The 14956-nt window shown below is 70.0% G+C and carries 14 protein-coding genes and 2 pseudogenes; 5 read left to right on the top strand and 11 right to left on the bottom strand.

What is annotated here, in order from left to right; genetic code table 11:
• Positions 1-11 precede the first annotated feature (11 nt).
• Positions 12-260 (top strand): annotated as a pseudogene (locus QMG73_RS32845) (carbohydrate-binding protein); the annotation flags it as partial.
• A gap of 188 nt (positions 261-448) precedes the next feature.
• On the opposite strand, the gene QMG73_RS32840 reads toward QMG73_RS32845, so the two are convergent.
• The 3 genes and pseudogenes from QMG73_RS32840 to QMG73_RS32830 form a co-directional block, all read right to left on the bottom strand.
• Positions 449-577 carry a hypothetical protein gene (locus QMG73_RS32840; protein ID WP_281902279.1) on the bottom strand — a complete coding sequence of 43 codons (129 nt, stop codon included), beginning with the start codon at positions 575-577 and terminating at the stop codon, positions 449-451.
• Between the two features lie 40 nt (positions 578-617).
• Positions 618-752, bottom strand: a pseudogene (locus QMG73_RS32835) (DUF1062 domain-containing protein); the annotation flags it as partial.
• A gap of 314 nt (positions 753-1066) precedes the next feature.
• Positions 1067-1369, bottom strand: coding sequence for a winged helix-turn-helix transcriptional regulator (locus QMG73_RS32830; protein ID WP_309299553.1), 303 nt, complete (start codon positions 1367-1369; stop codon positions 1067-1069).
• Between QMG73_RS32830 and QMG73_RS32825 the strand changes: the two genes are divergently transcribed.
• Positions 1325-1924: a luciferase domain-containing protein gene (locus QMG73_RS32825; RefSeq protein ID WP_281902212.1), complete on the top strand. Its 600-nt coding sequence runs from the start codon at positions 1325-1327 to the stop codon at positions 1922-1924. The genes QMG73_RS32830 and QMG73_RS32825 overlap by 45 nt on opposite strands.
• Before the next feature lie 5 nt (positions 1925-1929).
• Complete coding sequence (locus QMG73_RS32820) at positions 1930-2577, top strand: alcohol dehydrogenase catalytic domain-containing protein (protein WP_281902211.1); 648 nt, start codon at positions 1930-1932, stop codon at positions 2575-2577.
• Positions 2578-2710: 133 nt separating this feature from the next.
• Here the strand turns inward: QMG73_RS32820 and QMG73_RS32815 are convergent, their stop codons facing one another.
• From QMG73_RS32815 to QMG73_RS32800, 4 genes are all read right to left on the bottom strand, one after another.
• Positions 2711-3904 (bottom strand): ABC transporter permease, encoded by a 1194-nt coding sequence (locus QMG73_RS32815; protein ID WP_281902274.1) that lies wholly within the window; start codon positions 3902-3904, stop codon positions 2711-2713.
• A gap of 5 nt (positions 3905-3909) precedes the next feature.
• Complete coding sequence (locus tag QMG73_RS32810) at positions 3910-4563, bottom strand: ABC transporter ATP-binding protein (protein ID WP_281902272.1); 654 nt, start codon at positions 4561-4563, stop codon at positions 3910-3912.
• A gap of 59 nt (positions 4564-4622) precedes the next feature.
• Positions 4623-5681, bottom strand: a complete 1059-nt coding sequence (locus QMG73_RS32805) for an efflux RND transporter periplasmic adaptor subunit (RefSeq protein WP_407676890.1) — start codon at positions 5679-5681, stop codon at positions 4623-4625.
• 89 nt (positions 5682-5770) lie between these two features.
• The gene (locus tag QMG73_RS32800; RefSeq protein WP_281902207.1) at positions 5771-6340 is read right to left on the bottom strand and encodes a hypothetical protein; all 570 of its coding nucleotides are present in this window, start codon (positions 6338-6340) and stop codon (positions 5771-5773) included.
• Positions 6341-6468: 128 nt separating this feature from the next.
• Here QMG73_RS32800 and QMG73_RS32795 point away from each other — a divergent pair, with 128 nt between their 5' ends.
• Positions 6469-7125, top strand: coding sequence for a response regulator transcription factor (locus tag QMG73_RS32795; RefSeq protein WP_281902205.1), 657 nt, complete (start codon positions 6469-6471; stop codon positions 7123-7125).
• Positions 7122-8342 (top strand): sensor histidine kinase, encoded by a 1221-nt coding sequence (locus QMG73_RS32790; protein ID WP_281902203.1) that lies wholly within the window; start codon positions 7122-7124, stop codon positions 8340-8342. The genes QMG73_RS32795 and QMG73_RS32790 overlap by 4 nt, the downstream gene beginning before the upstream one ends.
• Before the next feature lie 30 nt (positions 8343-8372).
• Here the strand turns inward: QMG73_RS32790 and QMG73_RS32785 are convergent, their stop codons facing one another.
• The 4 genes from QMG73_RS32785 to QMG73_RS32770 are packed head-to-tail and all read right to left on the bottom strand — an operon-like array spanning position 8373 to position 14919.
• A complete protein-coding gene (locus tag QMG73_RS32785; protein WP_281902202.1) occupies positions 8373-8735 on the bottom strand; it encodes a hypothetical protein in 363 nt (120 codons plus the stop codon).
• Between the two features lies 1 nt (position 8736).
• Complete coding sequence (locus QMG73_RS32780) at positions 8737-12741, bottom strand: ALF repeat-containing protein (protein WP_281902200.1); 4005 nt, start codon at positions 12739-12741, stop codon at positions 8737-8739.
• Between the two features lie 16 nt (positions 12742-12757).
• The gene (locus tag QMG73_RS32775) at positions 12758-13336 is read right to left on the bottom strand and encodes a hypothetical protein (protein WP_281902198.1); all 579 of its coding nucleotides are present in this window, start codon (positions 13334-13336) and stop codon (positions 12758-12760) included.
• A 29-nt stretch (positions 13337-13365) separates the two neighbouring features.
• Positions 13366-14919: a trypsin-like serine protease gene (locus QMG73_RS32770; protein ID WP_281902197.1), complete on the bottom strand. Its 1554-nt coding sequence runs from the start codon at positions 14917-14919 to the stop codon at positions 13366-13368.
• Positions 14920-14956: the final 37 nt, after the last annotated feature.

Here is a 14956-nt window from a genome sequence, read left to right as displayed (position 1 = left end):
CCGTCAACAGGACCGCCGCGGGCACGGCGACGATCGGTGTCCGGTTCGCCAACGGCGCCAGCGGCGGCGCCGCACGGCCAGCGAACCTCATCGTCAACGGCGCAACCGTGTCCAGCGTCTCCTTCGAAGCCACCGGCGCCTGGAACACCTGGGTCACCAAGACCCTCACCGTCCCCCTCAACGCCGGCACCAACACCATCCAGCTCAACCCAACAACGGCGAGCGGCCTACCCAACGTCGACTACATCGACGTCGCGTAGCGCACCCGCCTGACAAACGAAGGTGTCGCCCGGTCCATCGGACCGGGCGACACAGCGGCGTGTCAAGGAAGCCGCCGGGCTGCTCCAATTGGCCCACCAACGTTTTCGTCGCCGGCTTCATCGGTTCGCCCGCCATGAACATCAAGTCCGTGCCGCTCAAAGCGATCCGATCCGCCGGTGTCGAGGCGTCAGGCGTTGTCCCAGTCGAGGGTGATGCGATTGTGGCATCGCCCGGCCGGACCCTGGAGCTCGGCTGCCAGGCTGGCATCGTTGTCGTGCATCTGGTCCAGCACCTCGGGTCGCGTGGAGCCGCGCATTCATCCGCTCCAGGACCGTGAGCTTCGCGGGGTCCCCGCAGGCGGTGCAGAGCGCGAGGAGCCAGGCGTCGAGGAGCTTGTGGTTCGCGTTGACGTGAAATTTGGTGCGTGCCCGGAAGTGCTCGGACGCGCACGAGCGGCAACGGCAGAGGACGAGCGGCAGGCAGGTGGGCACGACGGCCCAGTTCTTGAGCACAGGAGTACACCGGTTTCAGTGAGAAGTCCGCAGCAGGAAGGCACGCGGCGCACATGCGCGCCGCGCGATGAATCAGCGCTCGGAAGGTCTCACAGGATGTACAACGGAGCGTCCTAGGCTAGACGTGGCTCGGCAGCAGCACGGTATCGACCCGCAACACCGCCGGTCCACTGGTTTTCGAGCGCCTGCGGCCTAGAAAACCCAGCTCGCCGGCCCGGCATCGCCGCCGGCTGTGGAGCGTGGAAGCCTACTGCCCCTCCAGGGGCAGCAGATCGCCACAGACGCTGCCTCGTTCAGGACTCTGACGGTGCGGTGGTTGGTCGGTCGGTCAGGTCGTAGTGGAGTCGGGACGTCGCGATGTACTCGCGGTGGTCTTCGGCCCACTGGATGAGGGTGCTGACCTGGGTGGAGAGCGTCTGGCCGATCGGGGTGAGGCTGTAGTCCACCCTGGGCGGTGAAGTCGGTGTGACCGTGCGCTCCACCAGTCCGTCGCGCTCCAGGCTGCGCAGGGTCAGGGTGAGCATCCGTTGGGAGATGCCGTCGATTGCGCGGTGGAGTTCGGAGTAGCGCTTCGGTCCTGTGCCCAGCAGGCCCATGACCAGCACGCTCCATTTGTCGCCGACTCGGTCGAGGACGTCGCGCAGCTGGCAGGTCGGGTGCTGCCCGCTCCACCCGCGCGGCCGGGAACCCGGCCGGCGACCACGGGGCTGGAGATACCCCACGATCAACTCGACCAGTTCTCCCCGCCGGAGATCCGGGCCGCGCTTGTCGCGCGGGCACAGGCCCTGCCCGGGGTGTTCACCGGACCCAGCCCGGTGTCTGAACCCTCGTCCCTGGCGCTGCGCCTGCGCGATCCGAGCGGGCCGTGGGAGGCGTTCCTGCATCCCAGCCGCGACGAGTTCGGGCACGTGCACCGAACGGGTTTCCTGCACCTCACCCTGCCGCGGCCAATGATCGCACCGCTGGTACGAGCCGGCTGGGCCGAGCCCCACCCGATCAGCCGGCGCCCCGAATGGCCCGACACGATCGTGATGCTCTACGCCCCCCGCGACGACGCCGAACTCACCGTCACCCTCGCCGCCCTGCGAGCCTCCTGGCGGCAGGCCGCCCCGGATGCCGCCGAGCACACCACCACTACCGAGAAGGAGTAGCAGACATGCGTGCAATGGCGTTCACCGACTTCGGCGCGACCCCCACGCTCACCGAACTGCCGGTGCCCGAGCCTGGACCGGAAGAGGTTCTGGTCCGGGTACGGTCGTCGTCCGTCAACGGCTTCGACCTCGGCGTGCTCGGCGGTCACCTCGCCGGCGTGTACACGTACGAGTTCCCGGTGGTGCTCGGCAAGGACTTCGCCGGCGTGGTCGCCGCCATCGGCACCGGGGTTACCGGTCTGCGCGTGGACGATCCCGTGTTCGGCGTGGTCATGCGACCGACGCTCGGTCAGGGCGGTTTCGCCGAGTACGTGGTCGTGGCCGCCCACTACGGCCTGGCCAAGACGCCGGAGGGCCTCGACCACGTCCGGGCCGGTGCACTCGGCCTCGCCGGCACCGCCGCGCTCAACGCGGTGGACGCCATCGCCCCCGGCCCCGGGGAGACCGTCCTCATCTGCGGCGCGACCGGTGGCGTGGGCGCCTGGCCGGCGACGGCCCGACCGTGGCTGGGCTGCTCGTCAGAGGCGGGCGGCTGGCCTCAACAGTGCATTTCATCCCGAACGACGGATGCCGTGGAGCGCATCCTCACCATCGATCGATCGACATCTGGCGGGTGGAGGGTGGCCTGTTCGCCGAGCACTGGGATGAACTGAACACCATGGAGGTGTTCCAGCAACTCGGCGTACTACCCGCACTACCCACGCCATCCTGACACGCGACGGTGGCGGGGAGGGTCGAGGATGCTCGACCCTCCCCGCTGCGGTGCTGCGGCGTCAGGGTGTGGCGTCAGGGTGTGGCGAGGGCTTCGGTCGGGGCGAGGCGGGCGGCGCGGATGGCCGGGTAGAGGCCCGCGATCGCACCGATGACCAGCGTGGCGCCCACGCCGCCGGCCATGGCCCAGACGGGGACGATGGCGGGCATCGACTGGGTGGCGGCGTAGATGGTGGTCACGGCGATGCCGAGGACGACGCCGCCGACGCCGCCGAGTGCGGACAGCAAGAGTGATTCGGCGAGGAACTGCAGGCGGATCTGGCCGCGGGTGGCGCCGAGGGAGCGGCGCAGCCCGATCTCGGGTCGGCGTTCGAGGACCGAGATGACCATGGTGTTGGCGACGCCGACGCCGCCGACGAGCAGGGCCACGGCGCCCAGGCCGAGCAGCAGGCCCGTGAAGGCGCGGCTGGTGGCTTGGCGGGCGGCGAGGGCGTCGGAGGGGCGGGACACCTTCACCTCGCTGGGTGCGTGCGGGTTGGCGGTGGCGGCCAGCACACCGCGGACGGCCTCGACGGCGTTGTCGTCGGAGCGGGTGTAGACGGTGGTGGGGTGGCCGTCGAAGTCGAGGTAGGTCTGTGCGGCACCCCATCCGACCAGCGCCGCGGAGTCCAGTTCCGGGGCGAGGGGCACCGGGTCGAGGATGCCGACGACGGTGAACCATCGCCTGCCCAGGTAGACCTGGATGTCTTCACCGGGCCCGGCGATGCCCAGCCGGCGGGCGGTCGCGGAGCCGAGCACGACGGCCGGGTACCTCTCGGTGGCCGCGTTGAGCCAGATGCCAGCGGCCAGCGTGACGCCGACCGTGTCCGGCAGGTCGAGGTGCGCGGCTTGGACCGTGATACCGCCGGATTCCGCGGCCGGGATCTTGTCGGTGCGGTAGACGTTGGTGTCCGGAACCTTGCCGATCGCGGCGACCTGGTTGACCGGCCCGATCCGGGAGATCATCGATACCGACTCGATCGGCAGGGTGGCAGTCCCGCCGAGCATGGTGTCCCCGGGCGCGACGGTGAGCAGGTTGGTGCCGAGCGCGGCGAGCGTACGGTCCAGGTCGGCTCGACTGGAGGAGGAGATGCCCACCACCGCGGTCATCGCGGCGATGCCGATCGCGATACCCAAGGCAGACAGGAACACCCGTAGCGGCCGGGTACGAAGGCCGGCGCCGCCGACCCGCGCCACGTCGCGCGGACCCAGCCGTGCCGGCGACAGCAGCGTGGTCACGAGGCCACCTGCCCGTCGCGCATGGCCACCTGCCGCGGCAGGCTGGCCGCGACCTCCCGGTCGTGGGTGATGACCAGCACCGTGGTGCCGGCGGCGTGTAGCTCGTGCAACAGATCCATCACACCCGCCCCGGAGACGCTGTCGAGGTTGCCGGTCGGCTCATCCGCCAGCAGCAGCGCCGGGTCACCGGCGACCGCGCGGGCAATGGCCACCCGCTGACGTTCGCCGCCGGACAGCTCGTGCGGGCGGTGGTCGAGCCGGTCGCCAAGGCCGACGCGGATCAGCGCGGCCTCCGCGCGGCGCCTGCGCTGCTTGAGGGGGACGCCGGCATACAGCAGCCCGTCCGCGACGTTGTCCAAGGCTGGCAGTCCGGGCGCGAGATGGAACTGCTGGAACACGAAACCGATCCGCCGTGCCCGCAACGCGGACAGCTGGCGGTCCGACAGCATCGCGACGTCGTGTCCGTCGACGCGGACCGTGCCGGCGGAGGGCCGGTCGAGGGTGCCGATCAGGTGCAGCATGGTGGACTTGCCCGATCCGGACGGGCCCACGATGGCCACCATCTCGCCGTACCCGATCGACAGGCTGACCTCGTCCAGCGCGACCACCCCGCCGGGGTACGCCTTGGTCACCGAGTCCAGCTCGACCACCGCCTCGCCACCGGTGGCTACCGGGCCTGCGGGATCGGTGCGCACGCTTTCCGTGACGCTCATGCCGGTATCCCCACCTTCATGCCCTCGGCCAGCCCGTCGCCGGTCACCTCGACCCGGCCGCTGGCGAACATCCCGGTCTGCACCGCCACGATCCGGGTGCTCGCGCCGTCGACCACCTGCACGCCGTAGCCGCCCTCGGCGAGGGCGAGCAGCGCGGCCACCGGCACGGTCAGCACGTTCTCCCGCTGCGAGGCGGTGAAGGCGACGTCCACCGCCGCCTGATCCAAGCCGGCGAGCGCCTTGGCGTCGGTGACCGTGACCGTGACCTTGATCTTCGTCTTCGGATCCTCCTGGCCGCCGCCCTGCGAACCGCTACCGGTGTCGATCACGGTCTCGACTTTGGTGATCTTGCCGGCCGTCGTCTTGCCGTCCGGCAGCGTGAGGCTCACCGCCGTCCCCTTCTTGGCCAGCCGCTGGTCGGCCACGTCGAGCTCGACGGTGACCACTCGGGCCGAACCGGTGTAGGAGAGCACCGCCGTACCCGGCTGGACCGCGTCACCCAGCGCCGCCTCGTGCGTGTCCACCCGCACCGCCCCGGCCGCGTAGGCGATCCGGCCCAGCTCCACCGTCCCGGTCTGCGGCAGGCCAAGATCCTCCTGCCATTTCCTGACTGCGCTGGCTGTGCTGACGCTGTACGCGTCGTCCACGGTGAACCCGTCATATCCCAACGCACGCAGGTTCTCCTCGAACTGCTTGACGTCGGCGCCTTCCACGCCCGGCGACAACGCCCGGTACGCCGGCAACGAGCCGTACAGCAACAGCACCGGCGTGTTGTCGAGCCGGTACAAGGCCTGCCCACGCTTGATCGTGGACCCGGTGCTTGGCAACCCGGTCAGCGTCCCGCCAACCCTGCCCGACACCGTCGTCGAATTGCCGTACCCCAACTCGCCACTCTCCGTCTGCGAGTCCACCAGCGTCTGCCGCGAGACCTGAGCGGTCTGCGGCGGCAGGCCGCCACCGGTCTCACCGTTCTGCTCGTTCCCGCCCAGGACGGCGTCGTAGCCGAACCCGGTGGCCGCCACAGCCGCGGTGCCCGCGACGGCAACCGCCGCCACGACGACCGCCACTCGGCCAGCCCGACGGCCACGGCGGCGTCGCCCCGCACCCGACACCGGCTCTGGCACGGCCGGGTCCACGTCGGAAGTCATTCGCCACCGCCGTTCTGCAGCCCGGGGCCGGCCGATTCACCCTTGGGCGGAGCCGGCTGGTACTTGTCACAGGCATTCCGGGCGGCCTTGACCTTCGGGTCGTTCGGATTTACCTTGTTGCCGTCAATCTGCAAACCCTGGTCGGTCGGGTCCGGGAAGTCCGTCACGCCGTTGTCCCGCATGCACTTGGAATACTTGCGCAGCTGCTCGAGCCGCTCTTGCGGCATCTTCTGCGGCTCGCCACCGTTGGGCATGTACTGCTTGCACTTTTCCTGCGCCGCGTCGACCTTCGCCTTGTCCACGCCATCAGGCAGGCTGATGTCGAACCCTCCGCCGTCATTGGGCTTCGGGTCCGGGAAGTTCGGAATGCCGTTCTCCCGCATGCACCGCGCGAACTTCAGCCCGTCCTCCGCGGCCGTGTCCGGGCCGCCGGCGCCGCCAGCGCTGGCGGACGCGCTGGGTGTACCGCCAGCGCTGGCGATCCCGTCGTCGCCATCGCTGCCGCCGCAGCCGGCCACACCCAGCACCAGCAACAGGCCAAGCGCCAATCCCATCCTGATACGCATGCCGTTTCCTTCCTCGGCGGCCGGTCGGTCGCCGGCACCACAGGTGGAATTAGAGCCGGCGAGGCGTCACCTGGCGGTCAGCGAAAACGTTGACCGCCAGGTGACGCCGCCGCGAACACCATGGGGGCATGCGGATTTTGGTGGTCGAGGACGAACATCTCCTGGCCGACGTGGTGGCCCGGTGGCTACGCGGCGACGCGCACGCGGTCGACGTGGTCTACGACGGGGGCTCCGCGCTCGAGCGGATCGCTGTCAACGACTACGACGTGGTGATCCTCGATCGTGACCTGCCCGTGGTGCACGGAGACCAGGTGTGCCGCCAGATCACCGGCAGCGACTCGACGGCACGGATCCTCATGCTCACCGCCGCGTCGAACATCGACGACCGGGTCGACGGACTGACCCTCGGCGCCGATGACTACCTACCCAAACCGTTCGCGTTCCGGGAACTGGGCGCGCGGGTGGCGGCTCTCGGCCGGCGGGCTCGCCCAGCCACACCACCGGTCCTGCACCGCGCCGGGATCCGGCTCGATCCACACCGCCGCGAGGTCTACCGGGACAGCCGATACGTTCCCCTGTCCCGCAAGGAGTTCGCGGTCCTGGCCGAGCTGCTACGTGCGGACGGCGCGGCGGTCTCCACGGAGCAACTGTTGGAGAAGGCGTGGGACGAACACACCGACCCGTTCACCCACACCGTGCGAATGACGATCCTCAAACTGAGGCGCAAGCTCGGCGACCCACCCGTGGTGCTGACCGACCCGGCTGGGGGGTACCGGATCCCGTGAGCCGCCTCAAGCTTTCCAAGCTCACCCTGCGCGCCCGGTTGACCATCGTCTACGGCGGGCTCTTCCTACTCGCTGGGGTACTGCTACTCAGCGTGACCTATGCGCTCGTCTCCCAAAAGCTACCCGGCGACGCCGCAACCACCATCACCGGACCCGTCCGCGAGAGCCCGGGCACCGGCCAACCAACCGTCCCCCCGCTGCAGCCAGGCGGCGACACCGCTCCACAACTGTCCGACGCGTTCGTGGGCCAGGTCCGTGACGGCGCACTCGACACGCTACTCACCCAGGGCGGCATCGCGCTGGCCGCGATCAGCGCTGTCGCGACCGTCTTGGGCTGGCTGATCGCCGGCCGGGTACTCCAGCCGCTGCACCGGATCACCGAAACCGCCCGGCGGATCGCCGACACCCCCGCGGCCGACCGCGGCTTACACGAACGTATCGCGCTGGACGGCCCGCACGACGAGATCAAACAGTTGGCGGACACCTTCGACGTCATGCTGGAACGCCTCGACCACTCCTTCGACGGCCAACGCACGTTCATCGCCAACGCCTCACACGAGCTGCGGACCCCGCTAACCCTCAACCGGGCGCTACTGGAAGTCACGCTGGACCGCACCGCAGCGTCGCCAGAGATGCGCCAACTTGGCGAAACCCTCCTGGGAATCAACACGCGCCACGAACGACTCATCGACGGGCTGCTCCTGCTGGCCCGCTCCGAACACGACGTGCTCGAACACTCCTATGTAGACCTCGCGGACATCATCGAGCACGTGGCGGTACAAACGCCGCACAGCACAATCACCCTCCTCACCAAGCCCGCGGAAGCCCCCACCACCGGCAACCCCGTCCTACTCGAACGCCTCGTGCAGAACCTGGTGGAAAACGCGCTCCGGTACAACATCCCCCAGGACGGCTGGGTCGGCGTCACCAGCGACACACGACCACACGGCATCGTGGTGCTACAGGTGACCAACACCGGGCCGGTCGTACCCCGGTACGAGATCCCGAACCTCTTCGAACCCTTCCGCCGCCTCAGCACCGACCGACTGGCCACCTCGCCCGGCGCGGGCCTGGGACTGTCGATCGTACGATCCATCGCCCGCGCCCACGGTGGCGACGTGCACGCCGAGCCCCGCGACGGCGGCGGCCTGACCGTCACCGTCACCCTGCCCCGCGCCGAACTGGCGGCCCAATCGGAGCAGGTCTCGACAATGTGATCACCCGCGTTGCACCCAGGGCGTGACGAGCTAGGGGCCGGTGAAGGGGCCGAAGGCTGATGGATCCTGGAACCCGCCGGTGTCCTCGTGCCACTGCACGACGCCGGCCACGACGAAGCTGCGCAGGTCCGGTTCCAGGATGAACAGTGTGTATCCCGGTCCGATCTCCCCGTACCTGTCCCGGTACACCCGAAGGTCCGCGGCACTTGCCTCGGCCACGTGCAGGCCGTCGTAGTCCGGCTTGAGCAGCATCCGGCCTACGCCGCCGAAGTAGACGTCGACGCGCGTAGCGATGCCGGGATCCTTGGTGCTGCGCAGGAGCAGCCGGCATTTGCTGACCGAGTACGCCCAGACCTGGAAGTGCCGTGCCGACCGGAATTCGCCGCTGTCCACGTCAGGGAAACCTCACCTTGGCCGGGTCCGCGTCCCAGATAGGCTCTGGCAGATCGATCTTGATCCCGCGATAGTACCAGGTGACATTTTCCCAATCGAGGTGATAGAAGTCCTGGTCGATGTGTGCCATTCGAGAATAGAACCCGATCCGGTACATCTCCCATGGTGTCGCGGCCCACTCGCCACCGACATTGGCAGCGGCGCCCATACGGTACGCGGCGAGATACGCCTGCTTCGCCTCCTCCACCGTCCCCACGTTCATTCCGTCGAAGCCGTCCAGCGCCACGGCGATCTTGCTGTTGCTGCCCAACGTGTTGTTGACCTCGGACATCCAGCGTGTCATGGGAACGCCGTTCTGGTACCCGGTGACCTCTGCCAGCCTCGGATCGAGGAGCGTGCGGCCACCGATGCTCTGCGCCAGACCCTCGATGTGCCGCCTGATGCCGAGTACCAACGGACAGTCGGTGTTGTTGTTCTGTACGTGCACTGTCCGTGCGTCGAAGCTGTGCCGCAGGCAGCTGACGAAACCGACCTGTATCAACCGTTCGAGGTTGACGACCTGTAGGTCCGCCTGGAGCTTCTTGGCGTTCTGGGAGGCGACGTACAGCGCCCTGACGCTGCGGAAGCCGGCGGTTACCAGCTTTCCGATACCGGCGAACACCAGTGTTTCCAGTGCGATCCGGCCGAGGTTGAGCAAGGTCTGGGCGAGGGTCTGGTCGCCGTTGATGAGTTTGAAGATGTTGAGACCGACCTCGCCGATGCCCAGGATGGTGCCGAGGGCCGCGCCACAGACGATGGTGGCCACGCAGGTGACGCCAGCCGCGATGCCGATCGGGATCATCGCGGCGGTCATGCCTTCGATCACCTGGCCGATGGCGACCAGCCCTGGGAGACCGGCGAAGGCGGGATGCAGAGTGGACTGGACGCAGTTGTCGTAGTTCTGGCTGTCCTTCGGGTACATCTCGCAGTAACCGGCGTTGATGTAGGCGCGCGTGGCCAGCTCTTCCGGGTCACCGGTGACGAGGCGGACGCAGTTCTCCGTGTAGTCGGTGCCGGGCGGGGCCAGGAGCTGTTCCCAGTCCTGGGCGGGGACGGACTGGAACGTGTTGAGGCAGTCCATGCTCGCGACGGCCTCGGCGTAGGCGTATTCCTCGTAGGCCTGCTGCGCGGCGGCGGCCGCGACCATCGCGCTCTTACCAGCGCTGAGCGCGGCCTTGCGGGCGCGTTCGGCAGCGGCTTGCGCCTCGGAGGCGGACGCCGCGGCGTTCTCGTACGAGGAGATCGCCCAGGTGGCGGAACGGATCGCGCTTCGCGCCGATGCGTCGGCGCGGGTAGCGGCCTGCTTGGCGGTCTTGACCGCGGCCGCGGCCTTCTCCACCGACTGCGCCGCGTTGGCCGCGTGCTGCCGCGCCCTGTCGGCGTAATCGGCGGCCTTCTGCGCGGAGTCGGTAGCCTGAGCGGCGTAGGAGGCGGCCTTGTCGGCGTCGCCGATCGCCCGCGCCGCCACTGCGTGGGCCTCCAGCGCGTTCTCCACCGCGGTCTGGGCAACCTCGTTGATCTTGTCGAGCAGGCCGCCAACCACCGCGAGGTGAATCGCGCTGGTGTGGTCCCGTTCCGTCGCGGCGTACCGGCCGGTGGTGAGGAACTCACGCAGTCCTGGTGGCGGCCCGTCCAGCGCGATCTGGGCGGCGGCCTTGACCTCCGGGCCGCTGTCCGGGTCGGCCAGGATCTGGTTGACCAGCACCCGCTCTCCCACCGCCCCGGCGGTGTACCGGCCGGTGTCCAGGAAGTCACGTAGGGCCTGCAGCGTCTCGGCGTCCAGTGCCTGCTGCGCCGCCCGCGCCAGCACGACGTCACCGGCGTCCCGCGCCGCGGCGAGGATTTGGTTGACCTTGAGCCGGTCGTCGCGGTACCGGCCGGGGTAGTTCTGGGTACGCAGGAACTGCCGCACCGCCGCGTCGTCGCCGGCCAACGCCGTCCGCGCCGCCCCCGCCAGCGCGGTGTTGGCGTCGACGGCCAGGTTCATCACGGCCTGTCGGTCGTCCCGCGCGGCAGCCTTGGCCACGCCGGTGCGCGCGTACTCCAGCACCTGCTCGTCGGTGCCGGCCAGGGCCGCCAGACCGGCCTCCCGCGTCCACACGCCCTGAGCGGCGGCCAGGGCCAGCGCCACCCGCCGGCCGGCCGCCACCGCGTCTGCCATCGGGGTGGCCGGGTTCTGCGCCAGGGCGAGCAGCCGGTTGGTCTCCGCGTCCCGCTGGGCGGCCTGCTCGGTGTCCCAGTCGGCGCGGCGCTGCTGCGCCTCGTACTCGGTGTTCGCGGCCCGGACGACCTCCAACTGCTCGTCCTTGGCCACCGCCAGCCGTTCGGCGTCGGCCTCGCGGGCCGCCACGAACACGTCCATGGCCTTCGCAGCCGCGTCGACCGCGGAATTGGCCGCCGCGGTGGCCAATCTGGCGTGCTCGGCCGACCGCTGCGCCGCCTCCGCCGCCTCCCCGGCGTGCTCGGCCGCTTCGATCGCCGCAAGCGCCGCGGCCTTCGCGTTCGCCGCCGCCCGCCGGGCCGCGTCCCGCGCGGCGAACGCCGCGTCGATGGCCACGCCCAGGTACTTCTCGGCCGCCCGCGCCGCCCGGACCGCCCGGTCGGCGTTGGCTCGCGCCCGCTGTGCCGCGGCCACCGCTTCGGCCGCGTCCGCGCCCGCGCTGTTCGCGTGCCCGACCGCTATGTCGTTGGCCATCGCCGCCGCCTGGGCGTGGTGAGCCGCGGAGATGGCCGCCGTGACCGCCTGCTTGCCGGCCTTGATCGCCTCCCCGGCTTGCTCGGCCCTGTCCGCGAAGTTCTCCGCCTCCGCGGCGATGGCGTTCGCCTCCCGCGCCGCCTGTCGCGCGGCCGACGCGTTCGACGCGTCCGTGGCCGCGTGCGCGGCCATCCGGTACGCCCTCGCCGCGGCCCGGTCCGCCGCTGCCGCCGCCGACGCCGCACGCGCCGCCGCCGTCGAGGCCGCCCGTGCGGCCCGGCTTGCCGCCGCGGCGGCCTGTATGGCGACCTTGGCCGCCTCCGCCGCCTTGTTCGCCGCGTTGGCTGCCCGCTTGGCGTGCGCCGCCGCCTGCGCGGTGTTGTCCCGCGCCGCCTCCGTCGCCGCAGCGGCCTTCTCGGCCGCCTTGCGCGCCGCCTCCGCGGCCGCACTCGCGCGATCCGCCTCGCTCGTGGCGTTACGGGTCTCCTCGGCGGCCACCTCCCCGGCGGCCTGCGCCTGCGCCAGCAGGCCGGTCAGCGTCGTGGTCTCCTCGTCCTGTGCGGCGGCGACGGCCCAGCCGTACTCCAGGAACTGCTCCAGCGCCTCCGGGGTGCCGGCGTCGAGCGCCTTCTGCCCGGCCTCCCGCACCCGCGGCCCGCCGGTGGCCATCGCCTGGTTGACCCGCAACCGCTGGTCGGTCTGCCACTGCGTCTGCCAGCCGGAGTCGAGGAACCGCCGCAGCACCGCCGCGTCCTCGGAGTCCAGCGCCCGCTGACCGGCCTCTCGGACCTGCGGCCCACCGGTGGCCATCAACTGATTCACGGACACCCGCGTGTCGACGTCCGACGGCTCGTGCCAGCCGGTGTGCAGGAACGTGTCGATCGCGCTCGCGTCCCCGGCATCGGCCGCGTCCAACGCCCGCCGCGCCGCCGCCCGGAGCGACGGCCCGCCCTCGGCAATCGCGGCGACGACCGCGTCCCGCTCGTCCAGTTGTTGTGCCTGCTGCCATCCCACTTCCAGGAACTGCCGCACTTGATCGTCGGAGCCCAGCAGCGCGGCCTCGGCGGCGGCCCGCACCTGGGCGCCGCCCGACTGCCACGTCGTGACCACCCTGGACCGGTCCACGGGGACCGGGTCCGCCTCGGCCCGCGCCGGTGTGGCGTGCAACAGGCCGGCGAGCAACGCCAGCACGGTGAACGCCGCGACCAGGATTCGACGCCCGCCAGCGGCCTGTCGAGGCGGCCGGTAGGCAACATCCAGAGGTGAACTCATGCGCCCTATCCCCCGTTCAGCCCGTCACGGTCAGGCGCAGCAACATCGTGGGCGGGGCGTCCGGGTCGGCGCCCATACCCACCTGCGTACTGCCGTCGGGATCCACGTCGACCTTGAACTGCTTACCGTCGTCATCGCGAAGGTCCGCCGTCACCTCGTGGCCGGCGCCCGTGCTCAGGCCGTCGCCGCGGATCTCGTAGACGCCGGGAACCTCGAGGTTGAGGAATCCGTACGGCGCCCGCACCTGGAAGCAGATCCGCCCGACACCGTCGGCCCCGATCTGGTCGTCGGTGGTCCACACCTTCAGCAGGCCGACGTCGCCCTGGGTCGGTGTGGCGCAGTCGGTCAGCAGGATGTGCCCATCACCGGAGATGAGCTTGACGTTCTGCTCCGCCATGATCTGCTCGGCGTTGGGATAGCCGTAGTCCTCCACCGCCGAAGTACCGAGCACTTCCTGAGCGCCCACCACGTCCTGGGTCTCCCGCTCGCCGGGGTCCGCGGCGAAGGCACCACCCACACCCAGTGAGACACCGAGCACGGCAGCCGCCGTCGCCGTGGCCAGGAGCCCGGTCTTCAGTCGTGAGTAGACACTCATTCCGCTACTCCTCATGCCCGCTCGCGTCGTCATCGGATCTCCATGCGCGGTGCGAGATTCGGTGTGTTGGTGCCGGGGTAGAGCCACAGCTTGCCGTCCTTGTCGAAGACCAGCACGTCGTTGTACGCATCGCGGTTGAACTCGCCGACGGTGAACGTGCGCATCGTGGCCCACCCGCTGTTGCCGATAGGGATGCGGCTGCCGAGGCCGGGAGTGCCGAGGCCGGGATACATCCACAACTTGCCCGCGGAATCAATCGCCAGCACGTCCTCGCGACCGTCCTCATTGAACTCACCGGCCGTGACGTGCACCAGCGCCGCCCAGCCCCAGGCGCCGATCTCGACACGGGGGTCCAGCTTTCCGTCACTGCGGCCCGGATACACCCACAGCTTCCCAGCGGAGTCGATCGCCAGGATGTCGTCGTAGGCGTCCTCATTGAACTCACCGGTGTCGAGGTCGACCATCGCCGTCCACCCGCTGTTACCGATCTGGATCCGGCTGCCGAATCCAGCCGTCCCCCGGCCGGGGTAGACAAACAGCTTGCCGTCGCGGTCGCCACCCACCACGTCCGCGTAGTTGTCGCCGGTGAACTCACCCACGGTCATGTGCACCATGGCCGTCCAGCCGCTACCGACCCGCAGCCGAGGACCGAACCGCGCGGGCGTCGCGAGTCCCGGGTAGAGCCACAGGTAACCATTGGCGTCCACACCCAGCAGATCGGTGTACGCGTCACCGGTGAGCTCACCCTGCTCCAGGCGCACCAGAGCGGTCGGCTGATCGGCCGCGTTGGCGCCGATCCATCCGCCGAGGCCCTGCAGTCCCGCCGCGGTCGCGCCGTTACGCGTCTCGGTCGCGGCGAGGCATCCGGCCTGGAAAGACGTACTGATCAGTCCATAAAGGACGGCCGATGTCCCCGCATCGCCGCGGAACATCGGCGCTCCCGCGTCACCCTTGCATGCGCTGACGAGCGGTGTGCCCGCCCCGGTGAGTCCATAACTCTGTTCGTCGGCGGCCTGAACGGTGAAGACGCCGCTGTCCAGCCGGTCCGAGACCCACTCCGTCTCGGTCCGGCCGTATCCGGCGACCCGGACGTCCGTGCCGGCCGGCAGGGTATGGGAAGCCAGCGACGCGGCGGTGACACCCGCGACCGGGCTTGCCAGGCGCACCAGCGCCACATCGCGATCCGGGTGCGAGATGACATCGGTGGCCTGCAGCACCACGCCGGCATCCTCCGCCAGGAGATTGGCACGCCCGACGGTGACCGTCGTTGGCCAAGGAGGCGGACCCGACCGGGTCGGCTGACCATCACGCGCGAAGCACGACGCCGCGGTGAGCACCCACCGCGGCCCGCTCGGAACCGCGGCAAACGCCCCCAGCTGGTCCGAGATCGATTCGGTGTCGACGAGGGCACCCGAGCACGCTCGCACGTCACCGATACGCAAATGAGCCACGAAGCCATACGTGCCCGCGGCGACCGGTTCCCCATTGGCAACGCCGTAAGCGGGCGTTCCGGCCGGCAACAGCGTCGCTACCAGACCGGCCACCAGAACCGCGGCGTGGCGTCGTCTCACCACGAAACGCATATGAAGTTTCCCCCCAAGGTCGTCAAATATCGCGCGC

Source organism: Phytohabitans aurantiacus (assembly GCF_027923225.1).
Taxonomy (GTDB): Bacteria; Actinomycetota; Actinomycetes; order Mycobacteriales; family Micromonosporaceae; genus Phytohabitans; species Phytohabitans aurantiacus.
This window is presented reverse-complemented; position numbering and strand designations above follow the sequence as displayed.

Coding starts and splice junctions, on each gene's coding strand:
- QMG73_RS32840 (WP_281902279.1), bottom strand. CDS start 577: ATGCGCGGCTCCACGCGACCCGAGGTGCTGGACCAGATGCACGACAAC.
- QMG73_RS32775 (WP_281902198.1), bottom strand. CDS start 13,336: ATGAGTGTCTACTCACGACTGAAGACCGGGCTCCTGGCCACGGCGACG.
- QMG73_RS32800 (WP_281902207.1), bottom strand. CDS start 6,340: ATGCGTATCAGGATGGGATTGGCGCTTGGCCTGTTGCTGGTGCTGGGT.
- QMG73_RS32780 (WP_281902200.1), bottom strand. CDS start 12,741: ATGAGTTCACCTCTGGATGTTGCCTACCGGCCGCCTCGACAGGCCGCT.
- QMG73_RS32830 (WP_309299553.1), bottom strand. CDS start 1,369: ATGGGCCTGCTGGGCACAGGACCGAAGCGCTACTCCGAACTCCACCGC.
- QMG73_RS32820 (WP_281902211.1), top strand. CDS start 1,930: ATGCGTGCAATGGCGTTCACCGACTTCGGCGCGACCCCCACGCTCACC.
- QMG73_RS32795 (WP_281902205.1), top strand. CDS start 6,469: ATGCGGATTTTGGTGGTCGAGGACGAACATCTCCTGGCCGACGTGGTG.
- QMG73_RS32770 (WP_281902197.1), bottom strand. CDS start 14,919: ATGCGTTTCGTGGTGAGACGACGCCACGCCGCGGTTCTGGTGGCCGGT.